Genomic DNA, 20842 nt, shown 5'->3' with positions numbered 1-20842 from the left:
GATTTCACCTAAGTGCTTGTGTATAAAAGCATTTTCTTAAGTAAACCCGTTAATCGGAAAAAACAACCGTTCATCCACCCTGTTTGATTACGCCGTCATCCACGAAATGGCGTAGGTCAACGGTCGCACCAGTCCGGTGCCATGAAACAACAATGAAAGCGCTGTCAGAACGGCATTGACATTGTTACACCCAAAAATGAAGATGAAGCAGCGCAGATCAGATCAAGACAAGTTCTGACAACAGACCGCAATATCGTGGCTGTGGCGCAGGCACTGGCACCGGTAACACGGCCGGGGCCATCAAAAAAACATAATGGAGTGAGACCAGATGAATCGGACCGTCAAAAACCTGGCCCGCAATGGCCTGCTGTGCGCCATGCTCAGCGTCAGCGTATACGCAGTGGCCGCCACGGCTTGGAAAGAAGGCGTTACCTACAACGCCGGCACCGTGGTGACCTACAACGGCAAGGACTACACCGCGCTGGTTACCCATACCGCCTATGTGGGCACCAACTGGAACCCGGCCGCCACACCGACACTGTGGAGCGCCACTGGCGGCACCTCGTCGCCGAACCCGACCCCCGCACCCCAACCTACCCCCGCACCCGGCGGCGGTAGCTGCAGCGGCGCTACGTGGCAGAGCGGCGTGAACTACAGTCTGGGCACCGTGGTGAATTACAACGGCAGCTACTACAAGGTGGTAAACGTCGGCAGTAATGGCAGCGACGGCACCGACCCGACCATCAGCACCTGGTACTGGCAAAAAACCACCTGCACCGGCGGCACCAACCCGACCCCGGCGCCAACACCCAAGCCAGCCACCCCGACACCGGCCCCGGCCAGCTGCCCTGCCTGGCAGCGCGGTACAAACTACAGCCTGGGCACCGTGGTGAACTACAACGGCAGCTTCTACAAGGTGGTGAATACCGGCACCAATGGCAGCGATGGCACCGACCCGACCATCAGCACCTGGTACTGGCAACCGTCTTCGTGCAGCGGCAGTGGCGGCGGTACACCTAACCCGACCCCGGTTCCTGGCGGCGGCGGTAACGGCTTCGTGGTCTCTGAAGCACAGTTCAACCAGATGTTCCCGGGCCGCAATTCGTTCTATACCTACCAGGGACTGGTCAACGCGCTCAGCGCCTATCCGGCTTTTGCCAACACCGGCAGCGATACCACCCGCAAGCAGGAAGCCGCAGCATTCCTGGCCAACATCGGCCATGAAACCGGTGGCCTCGTCTACATCGAGGAAATCGCCAAGGGTGAGTATTGCGATCGTGGCGCTTGGGGTGCACCGTACCCCTGCGCACCGGGCAAGCGTTACTACGGCCGCGGCCCGATGCAACTGAGCTGGAACCCCAACTATGCACTGGCTGGCGCAGCGCTGGGCCTCAACCTGCTGGCCGACCCGGACCTGGTGGCCCGTGACGCGACCGTGGCATGGAAAACCGGTATCTGGTACTGGATGACGCAGACCGGCCCGGGCACGATGACGCCGCACGCCGGCATCGTTGGTGGCTCGTTCGGCGAGACCATCCGCAGCATCAATGGCGCACTGGAATGCGGTGGCCGCAACCCGGCGCAGGTACAAAGCCGGATTACCAGCTACCTGTACTTCACCAACATCCTGGGTGTGACCTCTGGCAGCAATACCGGCTGCTGATCAGCCTGAGCACCGGCCGCCTGGCGGCCGGAGACTGCACAAGGGCCCGCTTGCGGGCCCTTGTTTTGTCGTAGACATTTGCCAACTACGCGCCAGTGTGTGAGGAAGCAACACGCAAAACAGTGCATTGCGAACGCCGCCCCCTCGAAACGGCAAATGCATCCACACGCTTGAGGAAAACCCCCATCTCTTCTAAGGTAGAGCGTGCTCAAACTCGCCTGCCTGCTTGCCTTCGTTGCCGGGGTCTGCGTGCTGCAAACGCAGCCTGCGCTGGTGGCGCCGTGGCCGTGGTTGCTGGCGGGTAGTGCGTTGATCATTGCAGCACTGTTCTGGCCACGCTGGCGCTGGCTGGCGGTGATGGGTGCGCTGGCATGCGGCTTTGGCTATGCCGACCTGCGGGCGCACTGGCGGCTGGCAGACCGGCTGAATCCGGCGCTGGAAAACCAGGCGGTCGAGGCCAGCGGCTACATTGCCGATCTGCCACGCGATATCCGCTTCGGCACCCGTTTTACCTTCGTGCCGGACGGCAGGCCCGATCTGCCGACACGCATCCAGGCCAGTTGGTATGGCAAGCCCCCGCCAGTGCATGTGGGCGAGCGCTGGCAGGTGCAGCTCAAGCCCAAGCAGGTACACGGCACGCTCAACCCAGGCGGGTTCGATGCGGAAAGCTGGTTGCTGCAACAGGATATCGGCGCTACCGCCAATATCCGCCACGGCGAGAAACTGCCGGGCTTTGCGTGGCAAACCGGCATCGACCGCGTACGTGAAGCGCTACGCAGCCGCATCCTCAGCATCCTGCCGGATGCCCCCTATCGTGGCGTGGTGGTGGCGCTTACCGTGGGGGATCAGGGTGGCATTCCCAATGATCAATGGCAGCGCTATGCGGCGACGGGCGTTACACATCTGATCTCGATTTCTGGCCTTCATATTACCTTGCTGGCCGGGTTGATGGCCGGGCTGGTGCGCTGGCTGTGGCGGCGCTCACGGTACGCACACCGGCTGGGCGCACCACGCGCGGCGTTGCTGGCGGGGCTGATTACCGCGCTGCTCTACAGCCTGCTGGCAGGCATGAGCGTGCCCACGCAGCGGACGTTATTGATGCTGGCCGTTACCGCCTGGGGCCTGTGGAAGGCCCGGCCAGCCGGAACGTTCACGATCTGGCTGGCGGCGCTGACGGCGGTGCTGGTGTTCGATCCGTTTGCCGCGCTGTCGGTGGGGTTCTGGCTGTCATTCCTGACCGTGGGCGGCTTGCTGTGGGCCGGCAGTGCACGCTTGGGCGAGGGGCTGAAATGGCATGGCTGGGTGAGCACGCAATGGGCAGCCACGCTGGCGTCGTTCCCCTTGCTGCTGATCGTGTTTCAGCAGGTACCGCTGGTATCGCCGCTGGCCAATGCGGTGGCAATCCCGCTGGTCAGCGTGGTGATCACCCCACTGGCCTTGCTGGGGCTGCTGGATCCGACCGGGTTGGCACTGCATGGCGCAGAACGGCTGTTTGCGCTCACCGACTGGCTGCTGCAGTGGTGCGAGCGCCTGCCCCTCAACCTGCTGACCCTGCCCGCCCCGCCCGCTTGGGCATGGCTACCCGCGCTGCTGGGCGTGTTGTTGCTGCTGGCGCCACGCGGGCTGGCTGGGCGCCTGCCGGGGCTGGTACTGCTGATGCCGCTGGTGGCATTCAAGCCGGTGCAACCGGATGACGTCACCTACCGCGTTACCGTGCTGGATGTGGGCCAGGGCCTGGCGGTGCTGGTGCAAACGCGCCAGCACGCGCTGCTGTACGATACCGGCCCACCCCCGGCGGGCCAGCGCAACGTACTGCCCACGCTGCGTGCGCTGGGTGCTGCCCGGCTGGATGTGGTGATCGTCTCGCACAACGACAACGATCACAGCGGCGGCGCGGCGGATGTGCTCAATGCGGTCAGGCCGGCGCAGTTGCTCAGCAGCCTGCCAGCCGATCACCCGGCGCGGCAACTGCAAGTGCCGCATGTGGCCTGCCAGCAAGGGCAGGCCTGGCAGCGCGATGGCGTGCACTTTGCCATTGTCTGGCCGCCGGCGGATTTCCATGGCGACGACAATGCACACAGCTGCGTGCTGCAGGTATCCGCCCCCGGCAAACCCCCGTTGCTGATCGCCGGCGATATCGGCGCAGCCGAGGAAGGCGCACTGGCCGCCAGCGGCGTATTGCTGCCGCACGGCATCGTGGTGGCGCCGCACCACGGCAGCGCCAAGTCCTCCACCGCAGCGCTGCTCGATGCCACGGCACCGCGCTGGGTGGTGTTCTCTGCCGGTTACCTCAATCACTTCGGGCATCCCAAGCCCGCCACCGTGGCCCGCTATGAAGCGGCGGGTGCGCAAGCATTGCGTACCGACGCGGGTGGCGCCATCCGCATCAACGTTGGCGATAGCGTCACCATCAGCAATGAGCGCGCCACACGGCAACGCTACTGGCTGGCAGCGCCTGCGCCGGCAGAACCCTGAGCACCAGTAACGCATATACAGGAAAGTGCCCAGCAGGCAGCGCCCGTGATGCCGTTACAATCAGCCATCCCTTTGCACCATGCCGCCCCAGGAATGCCATTACCACCGCCATGACATCCCCAACCTGTACACTCACTGCGCTGTACCGTTACCCCGTCAAATCCATGCACGGTCAGTCGTTGGTCAGCAGCGCCGTCAGTGCGCAAGGCTTGGCGGACGACAGGGCGTGGATGGTGGCGGATGAAACCGGCCGCTTCGTAACCGGGCGCGAGCTGCCGCGGCTGGTTACGCTGCATGCCGCGCCGGATGAAATCGGCATCACGCTATCGGCACCCGATGGCAGCAGCGTGACCGTGGCACGCAAGCAGTTCAACCAGTTGCTGCCGGTGCAGGTATGGCGCGATGCGTTTGATGCATGGCATGGCGCGGCGGATGCCGATGACTGGCTATCTGCACAGCTGGGCCGCAAGCTGCAGCTGATCTATACCGGCGAAACGCAGCGGCGCGTGAAGCGCCACCCGGAGGTACCCCTGTCGTTTGCCGATGGCCACCCGCTGCTGCTGATCGGCGAGGCATCGCGCGTACAGCTATCGGCATGGGTAGGCCGCGATATGGCCATGGCGCGCTTCCGGCCCAATCTGGTCATCAGCGGGACGGCAGCCTTTGCCGAAGATGGCTGGCAGCGCATCCGTATCGGCGAGGTGATCTTCCGCATCAGCAAGCCGTGCGAGCGCTGCGTGTTCACCACGGTGGACCCGGATACCGGCGAAAAAACCGGCGATCAGGAACCCATCCGCAGTCTGGTCAAGCACCGCAAGGGCGAAGACGGTGTGCTATTCGGCCAGTTGCTGCTGGCAGAAAACAATGGCCAGCTGCAAACCGGCCTGCCGGTTGAAGTGCTGGCATAGCGAAACGTGATGACGCACAAGGCATTCTGGGAAGACCCCTACCGCAGCACGCTCGATACCACCATCAGCCACGTGGACGGTGACACCGTGCAAGTAACCGCCACCATTTTCTATGCCGAATCCGGCGGGCAGGAAAGCGATGCCGGCCACTTCAACGGCATGCCGGTGCTGGCCGCGCGCAAGGACGGTCGCAATCTTCACTACACGCTGGCAGCAGGCCACGGCCTGCAGGTGGGCGATGCCGTACACATGACCATAGACTGGCCGCGCCGCCATGCATTGATGCGGCTGCACTTCGCTGCCGAGATCGTGCTGGAGCTGGTTTGCGCTGCCGTACCGGGCATCGCCAGAATCGGCGCGCACATCGCCGCAGACAAGGCACGTATCGATTTTGTCTACGATGGCAATATCGCTGCGCTGTTTCCAGCCCTGACGGCAGAGGCCAATGCCATCGTCGCTGCCGATTACGCAATTGAAAGCGCCTTCAGCGATGCCGCGGCAGAGCGGCGTTACTGGCAGATACCGGCGCTGGCACAGGTACCGTGCGGCGGCACGCACCTGCGCCGCAGCGGCGAAGTGGGTAACATCACGCTGAAACGCAAGAATATAGGCAAAGGCAAAGAGCGCATCGAAATCAGCGTTCCCCTCTAACGTCGTTCAGGAACCACCGTAATGCTGCTACGCCACATCGTACTGTTTGCCTTCAAGCCAGCCACATCCGCCCCCCAGATCGACAAGGCCATCCAGGCGTTCCGCGCCTTGCCGGGCCAGATCAGCGACATCACCGCCTTCGAGTACGGCGAGAATGTCAGCCCGGAGCCACTGAATGACGGCCTGAGCCACGCCTTCACGCTGAGTTTTTTCTCGGCCGAGGCGCGTGACCGCTACCTGGGCCACCCGGCGCATGTGGCATTCATCGAGCAGGTAAATCCTTTGCTCGCCAAGGCAGTGATCGTCGATTACTGGGCAGCCTGATCCGCTGGCTGATGGACTGACGGCTGCTCCGCCTGCATGGCCCTGGCAATGATGGCGCCATCGTCCGCGCTGATTTCCAGCAAGCCAAAACGGAATGCGTAACCCCAGTTGCGCCTGCCGCGGGTAAACGCCAGCGCATCCAGCAGCGGCCTGATCGCCGCCTGCTGGGCTGGCCAGTACGCCACATCGCGCCGGTACGGCACGAACCCCTCCCCCATATCGCATGCATAGGGTTGCAGGTTGATCACCTCCCCGATGGAGACGAATACCTGGCACAGTGTTTTGCTACCCATCTGCATGGCAGGCGCGTAGTAGATCACCATGTCGCCCTGCTTCAGCCGGCGCAATGGCGCAACCTTGCCATGGCAAACCTGCATATAGCCACCAGCCCGGCCACGCGCGGCATGATCGGCACTCGCCACCGCAATCCACCAGCGCCGGGTATCCGCACCATCTGCGCTGCCTGATCGGGCGGTAGCGGCCGTCTTGTTGAGGCCGGTCATGCTTGCGCTGCCCTGGCGGCAAACTGCCTGATTTCCTCACTGGCGCCCGCTGCCAGCTTGCGCACCAGCAAGCGGTTCCACAGCCATGCCAGTGGCCCCCAAGCCTCCAGCGATTCGCGTACCAGCGTGCCCTGCGCGTTTGCCACGAACTCGGAACGGGTACGCAACGTGGCGCCGGTCAGCCGCGCAATATCACTGAAGCAATGCGGTGCGATCAGCGTTTCGATCTGCATCGCCACTGTCGGCCCACCCTTGGGGCGCAGCCAGAACGCCGCACCCTCCTGCACCGGGCCGTCGATGCCGGTGGCTTCCAGCCCGGCATCCCACAATGGCCAATCGGTGATGCGCAGCTTGGCGGCAAACAGTTGCGCCGGCGTGGCGGCAACCCGGGTTTCGATGTGATAGCGGTACATGGCGGCTTCCTGCTGTGATTGATGCAGCCAGCTTAGTGCCATGCAGTGTCAGATTTTGTCAGTAGCGTGCAGCAGCCAATGCGTTCACCAGGCTGTTACAGCATCACCCGTCAACAGTTGCATGCAACATGCACTGATGTCATTCAAGAAGGCTCGGCTACATTTTCCCGCGCCCGCCACTGGCGTAGCAGCGTACGGCGCCGCGCCGGATAGGCGTCGTCCTGCACCACCAGGCTGGCAATGCGATCCGTGCGGAAACTGCGGAAATCACCGCGCAGCTCGCACCATGCCACCAGCACGCGCACCTGCTCGAAGAAGCCCAGCGCCAGCGGCCACACCACGCGTTCGCTCTGCCGACCTGCACCATCCTGATAGGCAATTGCCACCTTGCGCTCGCTGCGGATCGCGCCACGCATCTCGCCCAGATGCGCCAGCCCGGCGGATGCCACCGGCGCGGCCAGCAGGCCGGTAGCATCCACCCGGTCACGCAGGTCCGCAGGCAACACCCCTACCACCTTGGCCAATACATCCTGCGCGGCGCGGGCCAGCGCCGGATCGCCATCGCGCATTACCATGCGCACGCCCAGCACCAGCGCCTCGATCTCGTCATCACCAAACATCAGCGGCGGCAGCAGAAATCCCGGCCGCAACACATAGCCGATGCCCGCCTCACCCTGAATGGGTGCGCCTTGCGAGATCAAGGTCTGGATATCGCGGTACAGCGTGCGTACCGAAACCTGCAGCTCCTCCGCCAGCGCGGCAGCCGTTACCGGCCGGCGATGGCGGCGCAGGCACTGGATCAGATCGAGCAAACGGGCAGCGCGTGACATGGAGACCGACAGGGAGTTACCGGCTTATCCCGGCGGAGTGGGGCCCATCATGGGCAACGCATGCACAGGCTGGCAAGCAAAGCGCGGCTTCCATGCAACAAGACGGCTACGTTCAGCGCAATCTGCTGCGAAACGGGACTGCTACATGGAAGAATGCCCGCACCCTTTCGATTTGATGAGCGCCCGGTTCTGGCCGGGCCATAACACGCTGAATATCATGGATAACTTCTACCCTGCCGGCCCACACGCCGTCCCTGCCTCGCTCACCCGGCCCAGCAAGCAATACAAGCGCCAGGCCTGGTTGGCGGTATTGAGCCTGGCGCTGTTCCTGGCTCTTTATCTTGCACTGGCAGGCTGGTTCGTCCGGATCGCCTACCGCTTGCTCAGCGATGGCTTCCTGGGCGGGGAAAACCTGCTTGCCGACTTTACCATCGGTAGTGGCGCCGCTTTCCTGGCGGTGTTCATGCTCAAGGGCCTGTTCTTCGTCAAACGCGGTGGCGCACCCGACGCGGTAGAAATTTCCGAAGCGGAGCAGCCCGCGCTGTTCAGGTTTCTGCGCCAACTGGCCGATGAAGCCGGTGCGCCGCGCCCACACAAGGTTTACCTGTCTGCACGCGTGAATGCAGCGGTGTTTTACGATATTTCGCTGTTGAACCTGCTGCTGCCATCGAAGAAGAATCTCGAAATCGGGCTGGCACTGGTCAACGTACTGACCCTGAGCGAAATGAAGGCAGTACTGGCGCACGAATTCGGCCATTTTGCCCAACGCAGCATGGCCATTGGCCGCTGGGTGTATATCACCCAGCAAATTGCCGAGCAGATCGTGGCCAAGCGTGATCGACTTGATGAATTCCTGAGTGCGATCTCCCGCTTCGATATCCGTATCGCATGGGTGGGCTGGCTGATGTCGCTGGTGGTGTGGTCGATCCGCTCCTTGCTCGATACCGTATTCCGCGTGGTGGTGCTGGCACAGCGTGCGCTGTCGCGCCAGATGGAATTCCAGGCAGATCTGGTGGCCGTATCGCTTACCGGCAGCGACGAGCTGGTGCATGCGCTGCACAAGCTGCAGGCGGCAGATGATTGCTGGAGCCGCACCATCGACTTTGCCAACACCGAGCTGCAGGAAGGCCGCGCCACCGTGGATCTCTTTGCGGTGCAGCGCCGGCTGATAGACCGGCTGGGCGAAATCTTGGATGACCGCGAATACGGGCAGAGACCGGCCGCCAGGGCCAGCGATCCCGCGCAGCACCGTGTTTTCAGTACGGCTTTTGCCCAGCCACCGCAAATGTGGTCTACCCACCCGGCCAATGCAGACCGTGAAGAGAACGCCAAACAGCACTACCTGCATGCACCCCATGACGAGCGTAGCGCATGGCTGCTGTTTGACGATGTGGCATCGGTAAAGCGCGCGGTAATTGCCACGCTGACGGGCCCTCTGGAAGCAAGCCCGGCCAGCGAAGCAGACACCATGCAGGCGCTGGAAAAGAACTACAACCTGCTGCGCTACAACCCGCGTTACCGTGGCGCCTACCTGGGCCGGCCGCTGACGCGCCATGCCGACACGGCCGCCAGCCTGTACCAGCAGGAATTGCATGTACCGAACATCACGCAGGCGCTGGTCGCACTCTACCCCGCCGAGCTCAAGGGCGAGCTGGATCGCCTGCGCGAACTCGAGGAAGAACTGGCAACGCTGCAGGCACTGCAGGCCAAGGTATTCAAGCCCACCGGCAGCCGCATCGTGCACCGTGGTCGCCAGATTGCCCGGCGTGATCTACCTCGCGTCATTGCCCAGGTGATCCAGGAAACGGAACAGGCACGAGAGCGCATCCTTGCGCACGACAAGCGTTGCCGCAGCATCCATCTGGCTGCCGCCGGGCTGGTGGGACACGGCTGGGCAGACCATCTGCGCGGCCAGATTGCCGTGTTGCACTACGCAGAACACACGCTGGCTGATCTGCGTGATGCACAGGGGCTGGTGGGCAATGTGGTGGCAGTGATCACCGCCGATGGCAGGGTCAGCGAGAGCGAACTGAAACGCTTGCTGGTGGAGGCCAACAAACTGCATGCGCTGATGGCAGCGATCCATGCGCAGAAGGGCCAGCTGCAACTTGATAGCACGCTGCTGGAACGGCTGCAGACAGCCTCCTGGAGCGAGATGCTGGAAGACTATAACTTGCCGCCTGCCAGCAACGAGAATATCAACGACTGGATGCGTGTGATTGATGGCTGGGTCAACAGCCTGGCAGCCTGCCTGACAAGGCTGCATGCAGCAACGCTGGAGCAACTGCTGCTGACCGAACAGCAGATTGCCGAACATATCCAGGCGCGCAGCCAGCCCGATGCCGCCCCGGCGGCCAGCAGCGCACCGGAAAGCTATGCCACGCTCAAGCCGGGGCAAGAGCGCAAGCGCCAGACCAGGCTGGGCTGGTGGGATCGTTTCCAGACCGCAGACGGCCTGGTACCCGCGCTGGGGCGGCTGGCCGTTGCCGGGACCATTGTCGGTGGTGTGCTCGGTTTCAGCAGCAGCACGGGACTGAATTCAACGCTATCGATCTACAACGGGCTGGGCCGCAGTGTGGACGTCAAACTGCACGACACGCACCTGACGCTTGCGCCGTACAGCGCCACCCAGATCGAACTGCCCAAGGAAGACATGAGCGATATCGTCACCACCACGCGTGAGGGTGTGGAGATCGAACATTTCAAACCGGAGCTGGGCACATTATCCGGTCACTTTGTGTACAACGTGGCCGGCGCCAGCCCGCTGGTGAAATGGACTGCGGTCTATGGCAGCGCCGCCGAGCAGGAACCCCAGTTCATGGGCGCACCCCGCTGGACAACCGCCAGAGCGGAAGTCTACTTTGCCGAACCACCCCGCAGCATCTCCAGCAAGGGCGGGGGTGGCACCGTCACGGTGCTGAGTGGTACAGCCGACTTGCCGCCCGAGAAACAGCTGAAACTGGTGCCCTACGATTCCGAGCGCGCCACCATGATCCTCGCTCATGCCAGATGGGATGACCCGGCAAAAGCCAGCACCGCAGACTGGCAAGCGCTTGCGAAGCAGGCACCGATGCAATGATCGACCAGCCCGCTGGCATCCCGGCCAGCGGGCGTTCTGCCCGGTGGCGGCGCCAGCAAGGCATCAGGCCAGCCGTTTCAGGAATACGCGCATCTCCTTCAGCGCCTGGATATCGCCCCTGGCCTCCGCCACTTCGATCCCCGTGGTATAGGCCGCGCGTGCGCCATCAGCGTCACCACTCTGGGCCAGCGCCCGGCCCAGCAGCTTCCACGCGGCGGAGTAACGTGCATCGTGCCCCAATGCCGCCTGCAGGTGCGGCACGGCCTCGGCAGCGTGGCCATCCGCCAGCAGCGCCTGCCCCAGGCCAAAGCGCAGCAGCGTGTTGTCCTGCCCCTTGGCAAGCATGGCATGAAAGGCCTCGATCTGGCGCTGGTGCTGCATGGTTTTCTCCTGGCTGATCAGCGTTACATCGCACCGATCTTCGTCAATTCAAGCGCGCCGTGTACAGAGTGCGCGGCGGCGGCTGCCGCAGTGGGGTAAAATCGCCCCATGTCTGAACCCGCCTCCGCACTGCACCTCCTCGAACACGTCTTCGGTTACCACGCCTTCCGCGGCGAACAGGCGGCCATTGTCGAGCAGGTAGCCAGCGGCGGCGATGCGCTGGTACTGATGCCCACCGGCGGCGGCAAATCATTGTGCTACCAGATTCCTTCGCTGCTGCGTGAAGGCTGCGGCGTGGTGGTATCGCCGCTGATCGCGCTGATGCAGGATCAGGTGGATGCACTCAAGGAGCTGGGCGTCGCTGCCGCCTTCCTCAACTCCACCCTCACGCCGGACGAAGCCCGCGCGGTGGAGCAGGCGTTCGTGGCCGGCGAGCTGCAGATGATCTACGTAGCGCCGGAGCGGCTGGTTACACCACGCTTCGTGCAGCTGATGCAATGTGCGAAGGTGGCGCTGTTCGCCATCGACGAAGCACATTGCGTATCGCAATGGGGGCATGACTTCCGCCCCGAATACCTGCAGCTGTCGCTGCTGGCCGAGATGTTCCCCGGCGTGCCGCGTATCGCACTCACGGCCACCGCCGACCACGCCACGCGCGAAGAGATGGTACAGCGGCTGCGGCTGGAGGATGCGCGCCAGTTCGTCTCCAGCTTCGACCGGCCCAACCTGCGCTACACCATCGTCGAGAAGAAAAGCGGCCGCGAGCAGTTGCTGGAATTCATCCGCCGGCTGCACGAAGGGGATTCGGGCATCGTGTATTGCCTGTCCCGCAAGAAGGTGGAGGAAACCGCCACCTGGCTGCGCAGCAAGGAAATCAAGGCACTACCCTATCACGCCGGGCTGGAAGCCAGCACGCGCGCCAAGCACCAGCAGATATTCATCCGCGATGAAGGCGTGGTGATGGTGGCCACCATCGCGTTCGGCATGGGTATCGACAAACCGGATGTACGCTTCGTTGCCCATCTGGACTTGCCCAAGAGCATCGAGAATTACTATCAGGAAACCGGCCGTGGCGGGCGCGATGGCCTGCCGGCCAACGCATGGCTGACCTACGGCCTGAACGATGTGATGCTGCTGTCCGGCATGATCGAATCTTCCGGCTCACCCGAGCAGCAGAAGCTGGTGGAGCGCCGCAAGCTCGAGGCCATGCTGGGCCTGGTGGAAGCCACCGATTGTCGTCGGCAGACATTGCTGGGCTACTTTGGCGAAGCCAGCAAGCCCTGCGGCAACTGCGACAACTGCCTGAACCCGCCGCAACTGATCGACCAGAGCGAAGCCGCCAAGATGGCGTTGTCGTGCGTATTCCGCACCGGCAACCGCTTTGGCGTGGGCCACCTGGTGGATGTGTTGCAGGGCAAGAGCAACGACAAGGTGCGCCAGCACTTCCACGACAAGGTCACCACCTTCGGTATCGGCAAGGGCGTGGACGAACCCACCTGGCGCGCGGTGTTCCGTCAGCTGGTGGCACGCGGCGCGCTGCGCATGAGCCCGGACGGCCACGGCGGGCTGGCGCTCACCGACAGCGCCCGCCCCTACCTGCGCGGCGAAACGCCGCTGTTCCTGCGGGCGCGCACCGAGAAGTTCAGCTACAAGGCCAAGGAAACCGGCTTCGACAACCCGGCCGACGACGCGCTGTGGCAGGCATTGCGCAAACTGCGCAAGCACCTGGCCGACGAGCAGAACGTGCCCGCCTACGTGATCTTTGGCGATGCCACGCTGCGCGAAATGGTGAAGCTGCGCCCGGGCGACGAATACGAGTTCTCGCGCATCTCCGGCGTGGGTGACCGCAAGCTGGAGAAATACGGCAAGGACTTCCTGGCCGAGATCGCCAAGATCTAGCCCTGCTTTGGCACAGGCTGTTGGCCTGCATTTCATGCACGGTTTTTCATCGCCAATCAACCGGAATTGCATTACGATCTGCCGCCCGGCGCACCGGTGTACTGCCGGGTAAAACCCAATTCTTATAAATCAATCCAGAGCATGAACATGAAAAAAATCAAATGGGCCAGCGCCCTTATCGCCCTCGTTGCAGTCAGCCTGTTCTCGGGCTGCGCCAGCTTTCCGGCCGCCAAGGAATCAGCCGACAAGGCCGCCAAAGAATTCAAGGCCGCCCCGGGCAAAGCCAACATCTACGTTTACCGCAATGAAACGCTGGGTGCTGCACTGAGCATGCCGGTGGCGCTTGATGGCAAGGCTGCGGGCAAAACTGGCCCGATGAGCTTCTTCGCATTTGAAGTAGAGCCAGGCAAGCACCAGCTGTTTTCCGAAGCTGGAGAATCCAGGCTGGAAGTCAATACCGAAGCAGGCCAATCTTATTACGTCTGGCAAGAAGTAAAGATGGGCCTGATGGTAGGCGGCTCCAAGCTGCAGATCGTCGATGCTGCCGTTGGTCAGAAAGGCGTGCTCGCATGCAAGATGATCGATAGCCCTGTTGCTGCACCTGCCAGCAAGTAACACCCGTTGATGCAATGAAAAACGGGGCCATGGGCCCCGTTTTCATTTCTTCTTGGCGCTCTTCGCCGCTGCAGGCTTCTTGCTGCCCTTGGCCTTAGTGGCGGACTTGGTTGCGGGTTTGCTTTTGCCCGCAGCCGGCTTGCTTTTAGCCGCAGTGGCTGTTGCCTTGGTGCGTTTGGCCGGCTTGGCGGCATGCTTGCCCTTGCCCGTCTTGCGAACGCTGTTCTTGGCCGGGCGACTATGGCTGGCACCCACTTCCGCCTGCGCGCGCACGACGGGTGCGGGGCTGGATGGATCATCGAACGGCAACGGTGCATCTTCGGCATGGGCCAGGTGCAAGGTCAGGCCAAACAGCAAAACAAGCAATTTCTTCATCGAGCTAAATCCCAGGTTCGAGCATGGCAGGCCATGCATAAAGTATTCGTCAGTGCGCACCGGTCAGCAGCACATCAGCCAATGCCTGCAGTGCTGCGGGGCGGTTGGCAAATGCGGCCAGCCGGCCACGCGCGGCCGGCGCCAGTGCCAGGTCATATGGCAGGCGCCCGGCCAGCAACCACAGCTGCTGTTGCAGTAGCGCGGCAATCAGCGCGCACTGCGCGCCGTGCAGCACCGCGTTGTAGCTGACCACCACGATCTGCGCCGCACCGGCAGCCTGCTGCAGTACCGCAGCGCTTTCCGCTGCGGACGGGGCCAGCGGCAAAGGCAGCTCGGTCACTGCCAGCCCGGCGGCAAGCAACGGTACCAGCAGCGATTCCCGCCGTTGCGCATGCTTGCCATTGGCCACTTCATCGATCTCGGTCCGGGTACGGACTTCGAAGGTGATCAGCAGCACCGGCAAGCTGCGATCCAGCAGCGCGACCTCTCCAACGCATTGCACGGCATTACGGTGCACACGGGCGGATAATTCACGCGCGGCTGGTGTATCCAGCAACGGCGCCACGTCTTGCGGTAGCGTGCGCCATGCGTGCATGGCGCGGCGCACTTTCAACGCAAGGATGCGCGCAACGGCCGCATCCACCGCTGCTTCATCGATACTGCCGTCTGCCAGCCCGGCGGCCAGCGCATCCAGGAAACCATGCTGGCGTGCCTCGGTGTGCGAGATCAGCAGCACATCCGCACCGGCGGCAAATGCCGCCACTGCACCGGCTACCGCGCCCCTGCTCTTGGCGACGGCATCCATCTCCAGACAATCGGTAAATACCACGCCGGCAAAACCCATCTCGTCGCGCAGCAGCCCAGTCAGTACCGCGCGGGACATGGTGGCGGGCGTGTCCGGATCGGGCTCCACGGCCGGGAACGCCACATGCGCGGACATCACCGCATCCACGCCGGCGGCGATGGCGGCGCGGAACGGCGCCAGCTCCACGGCATCGAGCCGCGCGCGGTCGTGCGGCACGCGCGGCATGCCCAGGTGGGAATCACTGTCGGTATCACCGTGGCCGGGGAAATGCTTGGCAGTGGCTGCCAGCCCGGCGTCGTGGATGCCAGCCAGCGCGGCACCGGCGTAATCGCACACGGTCGCCACGTCTTCGCCATACGCCCGCACGCCGATCACCGGATTGTGCGGGTTGTTGTTCACGTCGAATGACGGCGCGAAATTGATATTGATGCCCAGCGCGGCCAGCTCTGCATTGCAGATGCGCGTGAGTTCGCGACAATCGGCCATGTTGCCGGCAGCCTGGAAAGCCAGCGGTGATGGCAGCGGCGTCATGCCGTCCTCGATACGCATCACCATGCCACCTTCCTGATCGATACCGATCAGCAGCGGAATATCGCTGACTTCGGCATTGATCTGCTGCAGCTGGCGGCACAGCCGTGACACCTGCGCCGGGGATGCCACATTGCGGCGGAACAGGATCACCCCGCCCAGTTGCCGCTCACGGATCAGGCGCTCGATATGCGCATTGGCAGTCAGGCCATCAAAGCCGGCCATCAACAACTGGCCGGCTTTCTGCGCCAGCGTCAGCGCTGCCACGGCGGGCAGTACGCTGGTGCCCTCTGCCCCTGCTGTCACGCAGCCAGCCTGCGCAGCACTTCGTCACGGCCCAGCAAGGCCAGCACCGCATCCACCGATGGCGTGTTGGTAATGCCGCATACCTTGGCACGCAAGGGCATGCCCACCTGCGGCATCTTCACGCCTTGCTGCTTGACGAAATCCTTGATGAACTGGCTCAGCGTCGGCGCATCCCAGGTTTCCAGCTTCGCAGCGCCCTCGGCAAAGAAGCCCAGCCGTGCTTCGTCGTCCGGCGTCAGGTGCTTTTCCACCACGTCATCGGTCGGGTCCAGCGCGCGGTAGAAGTATTCAGCCTGGTTGGCCATTTCCACCAGCGTCTGGCTGCGGTCTTTCAACAGCGTACACACATCGGCCAGCGCCGGGCCACCAGTCGTGTCGACTGCCTTGTCGGCCAGAAAACCGGCGACGCGATCTGCCAGCCGTTGCGGTTCGACCGTCTTGATGTGCTGCGCGTTCAGCCACAGCAGCTTGTCGCGATCGAAGCGGCTGCTCGATGGCGATACGTCCTTCAGGTCGAACCAGCCGACAAACTGATCCAGCGTGAAGAATTCTTCGTCACCGTGGCCCCAGCCCAGCCGTGCCAGGTAGTTGAGCAGCGCTTCCGGCAGGAAGCCCTGCGCATCGTAATCGACTACCGATACCGCATCGCGGCGCTTGCTCATCTTGGCGCCGGATTCGTTCAGGATCATCGGCAGGTGCGCAAACACCGGTACCGGCGCGCCGATGGCTTCGTAGATATGGATCTGGCGCGGCGTGTTGTTCACATGATCGTCACCACGGATCACGTGGCTGATCTGCATGTCCACGTCGTCCACCACCACGCAGAAGTTGTAGGTGGGTGTGCCATCCGGGCGCGCAATGATCAGGTCGTCCAGCTCGACGTTGCCGATCTCGATGCGGCCTTTCACCTGGTCATCCCATGCCACCACGCCATCCACCGGCGTGCGGAAGCGCACCACCGGCTTGATGCCTTCCGGCACCACCGGCAATGTCTTGCCCTGCTCGGGCCGCCAGCGGCGGTCATAGCGCGGCTTTTCGCCGCGCGCTTCGGCATCGGCCCGCATCTGGTCGAGTTCTTCGCGGCTGGTGTAGCACAGGTAGGCCGAGCCCGATGCCAGCAGTTGCTGGATCACTTCCTTGTAGCGTTCCATGCGCTGCATCTGGTAGTACGGGCCTTCGTCATAGTCGAGGCCCACCCAGTGCATGCCGTCGAGGATGGCCGCCACCGATTCAGGCGTGCTGCGTTCCAGATCGGTATCTTCGATGCGCAGCAAGAAAGCGCCGCCGTGCTTGCGGGCATACGCCCACGAGAACAGCGCGGTGCGTACGCCGCCAATATGCAGAAGACCAGTCGGGCTGGGCGCGAATCGGGTACGGACTATGGTCATGGCTATCCCAAAAACAGCAAAAACGTGATTTTACGGGAAGCCATGCCCGCTGGGCAGTTGCGATTGGCCGAAAAGCACCGCAACCGGCAGAAAAAAACCGCCTTGTGGGCGGTTTGTTCATGGGAACGTGGCAGTCTACAAAGCCGCCAGTGCCCGGGCGCTCACCACCCGATTATTGATTTCCAGATCACGGTTGCCCGGGTTCTGTACGGTGATGTCTTCGGCAATCACTGGCAGGCTGGGCTTGTACGGCGCTTCGAAGCGCACCAGAATGTCGTAGAAGTTGCGCAGCGTTTCCACGTAGATCACCGGCTCACCACCCCGCGCATAGCCATACTTCACCGTGGAGAAGTACTTGGGATTGCGCAGCAGCGGCAACGTCGATTTCACGTCCACCCAGCTATCCGGGTTCTTGTTCTGGCGGCGGGCCAACTCGCGCGCATCCAGCAGATGCCCCAGGCCCACGTTGTATGCGGCCAATGCCAGCCAGGTCTTGTCCGGCTCGGCAATATGCTCGGGCAGGCTGTTTTTCATCAGCTGCAGATAGCGTGCGCCACCCATGATGCTTTGCAGCGGGTCCAGCCGGTCCACCCCCATGCGCTGCGCGGTATCACCCGTCAGCATCATCATGCCGCGCACGCCGTACGGCGATACGGCGCCCGGGTTCCAGTGCGATTCCTGGTAGGCCAGCGACGCCAGCAGGCGCCAGTCCAGCCCGGTTTCGTGCTCGGCCCGCTGGAACCAGTTGCGGTAGCGCGGCAGCGTATCGCCCCGCTTTTGCAGGAAGGCCAGCGCATCGGGCGTACCCACGCGGTTGATGTGGCCGTAGTAGCGATCCAGCAACTTGGCCAGCGAACCATCACCCTGGATACCGTTGAAGTAGCCACGCACCTGGTCCAGCAACTGTGCATCTTCATCCGGCACTGCCCACGCCAGCGACTGGGCATCACCCAGTGCACGCGCCACACCCACCTGCGGGTAGGAATTGGACGTGACATCGGCAATGTGTGAACCCACCACCGCGTAATCGAGCTTGCCGGCGGCAACCGCCTCCACCAACTCTTCCCCATCCATGTCTTCCAGCAGGCGCCAGGTCAGGCCAGCGTGCTCGGTCTTGGCAAGATTGAGCGCATTCACGTACTGCGGCAGGGTTTTCACGACAGCATTGCCCGAGTACAGCGTATTGAGTGCCTGCGCCTCGCTCTGGCCCTTGTTGTTGTACACCACCACGGCCGATACGGACTGGTAGGCAGGGCCGAAGTACATGCCCTCGGCAGCGCCATCGGCATGCACGCCCACCGCCAGATGCGCCTCGTGCTGGCGCAGCCGCTCGATCACGCGCGCATAGCTGGGCTCGACCACAAAGCGCACCTTGAAGCCATGCTGATCCGCAAAGCGGGTGACCAGGTCATATTCCAGACCGGCGTAGTTGCCCTCGGCATCCACATAGAGCGTGGTGGGGCTGTTTTGTACCAGCACCACCAGTTCTTTGGACTCCGCCAGCGGCAGTACCCGCGTGGCATCGACAGGCATTTCGCCACATCCGACCAGTGTTGCTGCTGCAATTGCCATTAGCCAGTGCCGCATAGCACTCCCAAGTCATTGAATCGCCGCGCATTCTGCCCGGTAAGGGGGGAAAGAGCAATGTGAACTCTAACCATCAGATTTTGCTGAATCTCTGAAATACCCGTGAAACAGGCTTTGCAAAAGCCGAAAACTTGGATATAGTGCGGCCTCTACGCGGAGAGGTGGCAGAGTGGTCGAATGTACCTGACTCGAAATCAGGCGTAGGTGCAAGCCTACCGTGGGTTCGAATCCCACCCTCTCCGCCAGACATACCTAAGCAAAAGCCCCGATTCGTCGGGGCTTTTGCTTTTCGGGCGCCGCTTCAGCCGGCGCTTCTGTTTTCCCGTACCAGCATCTTGTGCCGGATTTGTGACATTGGCAGGTTTCCCGCCAAACGTGCCATCCAAAGTGGGCGCAGCGCGGAGGCCACCGTAGTCTTTGTAATGCATGCACAAAACAGCCGAGCGCGTGAAGACGTTCGAAGCCAACACAGCAGTCACACCTAGCGAGCCGGCCGGGCGTGCAACGGAAATTGAAGAAGCCTACGATGGCGGGCTTTGCTGCTGTATACCCATATCATGGCTTTGCAAACCCACTCACCTTCTCGTCGTGAAAGCTCACGACGCCGCCTTCGGCACTGTAGCGCCAGCTAGAAACCCTGTTATTACCAATCACCCTATCCGGCTTCCCCAAAAGCTTCCTGATCTCTTCCCTGCTCATACCCTCACGGATACTGCCCCAAGCTGCGGAACGCTGCGCATCGGAATCGTCGAGGTAGTTTTGAAACTTCGCCTTATCAGCCTCCTCTTTTTTCGACTCAGCTTGGGTTTTTGCCTCTAGGGCAGCCTGTTCGGCAGCCAGCACTCGTGTATCGATACACGGCTCAGTGGGGTGGCAAAGCTCCGTGTTTCCAGTCCAGCGATTTTGTCGCACGTAGGATTGATTGATGGTGTTGGTTACTTCCCATCGAAACGCCCAAGCAGCAGCAAGTGCAGCGATGGACAAGAGAAAGATGCCGATAATGACGATGCGTTGCATGAGATTCCTGAAGCTGGGCGTGAAAAACTCCGACAAGGCAGGAGCTCGGAAGCAAAAATCATTTCTCGATCGGCTTTACAATCGCACTACCAACTAAACGAATGCTCGGCAAGGCCGCTTGAAGTTTTGCCCTGTCTATCTCGGTACCATCTTCCGGCCAGACCACGGTATCGCCGCCATTCGACTGAATACTGAAGCCATCCAACCCAGCTTTTTCTAGAAATCCCCGCAGGTCCATAGGCAGATCGCCTTGCAGAAGGTAGCAAACACGTTCGCCGCTCATCGTTCATGCCTCCAAGTTATGAGCATGAAATATAGGCTTTGCGAAACGAATGCTAGGGATAACTCACCACCTGCACGGGTGAAGCATAGGCCGGCTCCTGCATCACGATGGGCGCCAGTTGGGTAGGCGCTTGATGGCCAAGTAATGGTGGTTTTCCGGATTGGATTCCGCGGCGTGCTGCACCCACGCTGAAGATTGGCCGGCAATCCGATACCGGAACCGTCAGCCGGATTGCAGATATCCAGGAACAACATCCGGACCAGCGATCATCTGTTGCCAATTCACCGATGCAGTGGACCAATGCACGGGCCGATTTGGCGGTAGAACCCCTACCCCGCTCGCAGTCGCAAGCCGAATTGGTGCGGACCACGCCAAGCGCAGTCACGACCGTGCCGCCAGTTGCAGAGATGCAAGCGCCAGCAACGCAGATTGCACCTGATTCACAGCAGCCCGTATGGAGCGGCCAAGGGCAGCCTTTCAACCTTGCGCCATTGGCAGAAGCGCACGCCAAGACCGACAAGCTGGCGGATACGCATGAGGCAATGCCAGCCGAAGGTGGCGGCCATTTGCTACGGCCGAGCACAAGGGACGCTGGCGGCCTCATGGCAAAACAAGCCCTGCTTGCCGAGCCAGTTGTCCCGTCTGCTCAGGCTGCCGCCAGCTATGCCATGCCGGCCGAGCGCCAGAGCGATGCACCAATCAAAGGGACACGCGCGCCAGTGATCAAGGTCGCGCTGCAGGCGCGCATATCACAATGGCAGAACGCACCGAAGATCAACGTGGTGCAGTCCGTTGCCGAGTTGCCGGCGCAA

At 62.4% G+C, this 20842-nt stretch carries 19 protein-coding genes and 1 tRNA gene; 10 read left to right on the top strand and 10 right to left on the bottom strand.

All coding sequences use genetic code 11. The features are described from left to right. The first annotated feature begins 328 nt into the window (after nucleotides 1-328). The 5 genes from IGB42_RS11860 to IGB42_RS11840 all read left to right on the top strand — a co-directional run bounded on the left by IGB42_RS11860 (nucleotide 329) and on the right by IGB42_RS11840 (nucleotide 6021). The gene (locus IGB42_RS11860; protein ID WP_236822562.1) at nucleotides 329-1663 is read left to right on the top strand and encodes a glycoside hydrolase family 19 protein; all 1335 of its coding nucleotides are present in this window, start codon (nucleotides 329-331) and stop codon (nucleotides 1661-1663) included. Nucleotides 1664-1867: 204 nt separating this feature from the next. Next, nucleotides 1868-4138 carry a DNA internalization-related competence protein ComEC/Rec2 gene (locus IGB42_RS11855; RefSeq protein ID WP_159671816.1) on the top strand — a complete coding sequence of 757 codons (2271 nt, stop codon included), beginning with the start codon at nucleotides 1868-1870 and terminating at the stop codon, nucleotides 4136-4138. A gap of 110 nt (nucleotides 4139-4248) precedes the next feature. Further along, nucleotides 4249-5046, top strand: coding sequence for an MOSC domain-containing protein (locus tag IGB42_RS11850; protein WP_159671814.1), 798 nt, complete (start codon nucleotides 4249-4251; stop codon nucleotides 5044-5046). 9 nt (nucleotides 5047-5055) lie between these two features. Beyond that, nucleotides 5056-5697 (top strand): alanyl-tRNA editing protein, encoded by a 642-nt coding sequence (locus IGB42_RS11845; RefSeq protein WP_159671811.1) that lies wholly within the window; start codon nucleotides 5056-5058, stop codon nucleotides 5695-5697. A 21-nt stretch (nucleotides 5698-5718) separates the two neighbouring features. After that, nucleotides 5719-6021 (top strand): Dabb family protein, encoded by a 303-nt coding sequence (locus IGB42_RS11840; protein ID WP_159671807.1) that lies wholly within the window; start codon nucleotides 5719-5721, stop codon nucleotides 6019-6021. Here IGB42_RS11840 and IGB42_RS11835 read toward each other — a convergent pair. The 3 genes from IGB42_RS11835 to IGB42_RS11825 form a co-directional block, all read right to left on the bottom strand. Then, nucleotides 6006-6524 carry an EVE domain-containing protein gene (locus IGB42_RS11835; RefSeq protein ID WP_159671805.1) on the bottom strand — a complete coding sequence of 173 codons (519 nt, stop codon included), beginning with the start codon at nucleotides 6522-6524 and terminating at the stop codon, nucleotides 6006-6008. The two genes, IGB42_RS11840 and IGB42_RS11835, sit on opposite strands and share 16 nt — an antisense overlap. Continuing rightward, nucleotides 6521-6937, bottom strand: a complete 417-nt coding sequence (locus IGB42_RS11830) for a hypothetical protein (RefSeq protein ID WP_159671803.1) — start codon at nucleotides 6935-6937, stop codon at nucleotides 6521-6523. The genes IGB42_RS11835 and IGB42_RS11830 overlap by 4 nt, the downstream gene beginning before the upstream one ends. 143 nt (nucleotides 6938-7080) lie before the next feature. Beyond that, the gene (locus tag IGB42_RS11825) at nucleotides 7081-7767 is read right to left on the bottom strand and encodes a YafY family protein (protein ID WP_159671801.1); all 687 of its coding nucleotides are present in this window, start codon (nucleotides 7765-7767) and stop codon (nucleotides 7081-7083) included. Nucleotides 7768-7984: 217 nt separating this feature from the next. Between IGB42_RS11825 and IGB42_RS11820 the strand changes: the two genes are divergently transcribed. Next, nucleotides 7985-10846 carry a M48 family metallopeptidase gene (locus IGB42_RS11820; protein ID WP_159671799.1) on the top strand — a complete coding sequence of 954 codons (2862 nt, stop codon included), beginning with the start codon at nucleotides 7985-7987 and terminating at the stop codon, nucleotides 10844-10846. Between the two features lie 63 nt (nucleotides 10847-10909). On the opposite strand, the gene IGB42_RS11815 is transcribed toward IGB42_RS11820, so the two are convergent. After that, nucleotides 10910-11227, bottom strand: coding sequence for a tetratricopeptide repeat protein (locus tag IGB42_RS11815; RefSeq protein ID WP_159671797.1), 318 nt, complete (start codon nucleotides 11225-11227; stop codon nucleotides 10910-10912). A 108-nt stretch (nucleotides 11228-11335) separates the two neighbouring features. Between IGB42_RS11815 and recQ the strand changes: the two genes are divergently transcribed. Together recQ and IGB42_RS11805 are read left to right on the top strand one after the other, a co-directional pair. After that, nucleotides 11336-13126, top strand: a complete 1791-nt coding sequence (gene recQ / locus IGB42_RS11810; RefSeq protein ID WP_159671795.1) for a DNA helicase RecQ — start codon at nucleotides 11336-11338, stop codon at nucleotides 13124-13126. Nucleotides 13127-13273: 147 nt separating this feature from the next. Next, nucleotides 13274-13741, top strand: a complete 468-nt coding sequence (locus tag IGB42_RS11805) for a DUF2846 domain-containing protein (protein ID WP_201799917.1) — start codon at nucleotides 13274-13276, stop codon at nucleotides 13739-13741. Nucleotides 13742-13783: 42 nt separating this feature from the next. Here IGB42_RS11805 and IGB42_RS11800 read toward each other — a convergent pair whose 3' ends face one another. From IGB42_RS11800 to mltF, 4 genes are all read right to left on the bottom strand, one after another. Then, complete coding sequence (locus IGB42_RS11800) at nucleotides 13784-14116, bottom strand: hypothetical protein (RefSeq protein ID WP_159671791.1); 333 nt, start codon at nucleotides 14114-14116, stop codon at nucleotides 13784-13786. A gap of 49 nt (nucleotides 14117-14165) precedes the next feature. Further along, nucleotides 14166-15755: a beta-N-acetylhexosaminidase gene (nagZ, locus tag IGB42_RS11795; RefSeq protein ID WP_236822561.1), complete on the bottom strand. Its 1590-nt coding sequence runs from the start codon at nucleotides 15753-15755 to the stop codon at nucleotides 14166-14168. After that, entirely contained in the window at nucleotides 15752-17143 is a 1392-nt protein-coding gene (gltX, locus tag IGB42_RS11790; protein ID WP_174764210.1) for a glutamate--tRNA ligase, read from the bottom strand. Before gltX ends, nagZ begins: the two co-directional genes overlap by 4 nt. Nucleotides 17144-17278: 135 nt before the next feature. Continuing rightward, the gene (mltF, locus tag IGB42_RS11785; RefSeq protein WP_255461467.1) at nucleotides 17279-18715 is read right to left on the bottom strand and encodes a membrane-bound lytic murein transglycosylase MltF; all 1437 of its coding nucleotides are present in this window, start codon (nucleotides 18713-18715) and stop codon (nucleotides 17279-17281) included. A 170-nt stretch (nucleotides 18716-18885) separates the two neighbouring features. On the opposite strand from mltF, the gene IGB42_RS11780 reads away from it, so the two are divergent. Further along, nucleotides 18886-18975, top strand: a tRNA-Ser gene (locus tag IGB42_RS11780). Nucleotides 18976-19285: 310 nt separating this feature from the next. On the opposite strand, the gene IGB42_RS11775 is transcribed toward IGB42_RS11780, so the two are convergent. After that, a complete protein-coding gene (locus tag IGB42_RS11775) occupies nucleotides 19286-19747 on the bottom strand; it encodes a hypothetical protein (protein WP_159671787.1) in 462 nt (153 codons plus the stop codon). A 58-nt stretch (nucleotides 19748-19805) separates the two neighbouring features. Further along, nucleotides 19806-20030 (bottom strand): hypothetical protein, encoded by a 225-nt coding sequence (locus IGB42_RS11770; RefSeq protein WP_159671785.1) that lies wholly within the window; start codon nucleotides 20028-20030, stop codon nucleotides 19806-19808. Nucleotides 20031-20632: 602 nt separating this feature from the next. On the opposite strand from IGB42_RS11770, the gene IGB42_RS11765 reads away from it, so the two are divergent. After that, nucleotides 20633-20842, top strand: a 210-nt coding sequence (locus IGB42_RS11765; protein WP_159671783.1) for a hypothetical protein, incomplete at its 3' end; no start/stop codon positions are given.

Source organism: Andreprevotia sp. IGB-42 (assembly GCF_009848685.1).
In the GTDB taxonomy this organism is placed as follows: domain Bacteria; phylum Pseudomonadota; class Gammaproteobacteria; order Burkholderiales; family Chitinibacteraceae; genus Andreprevotia.
This window is presented reverse-complemented; position numbering and strand designations above follow the sequence as displayed.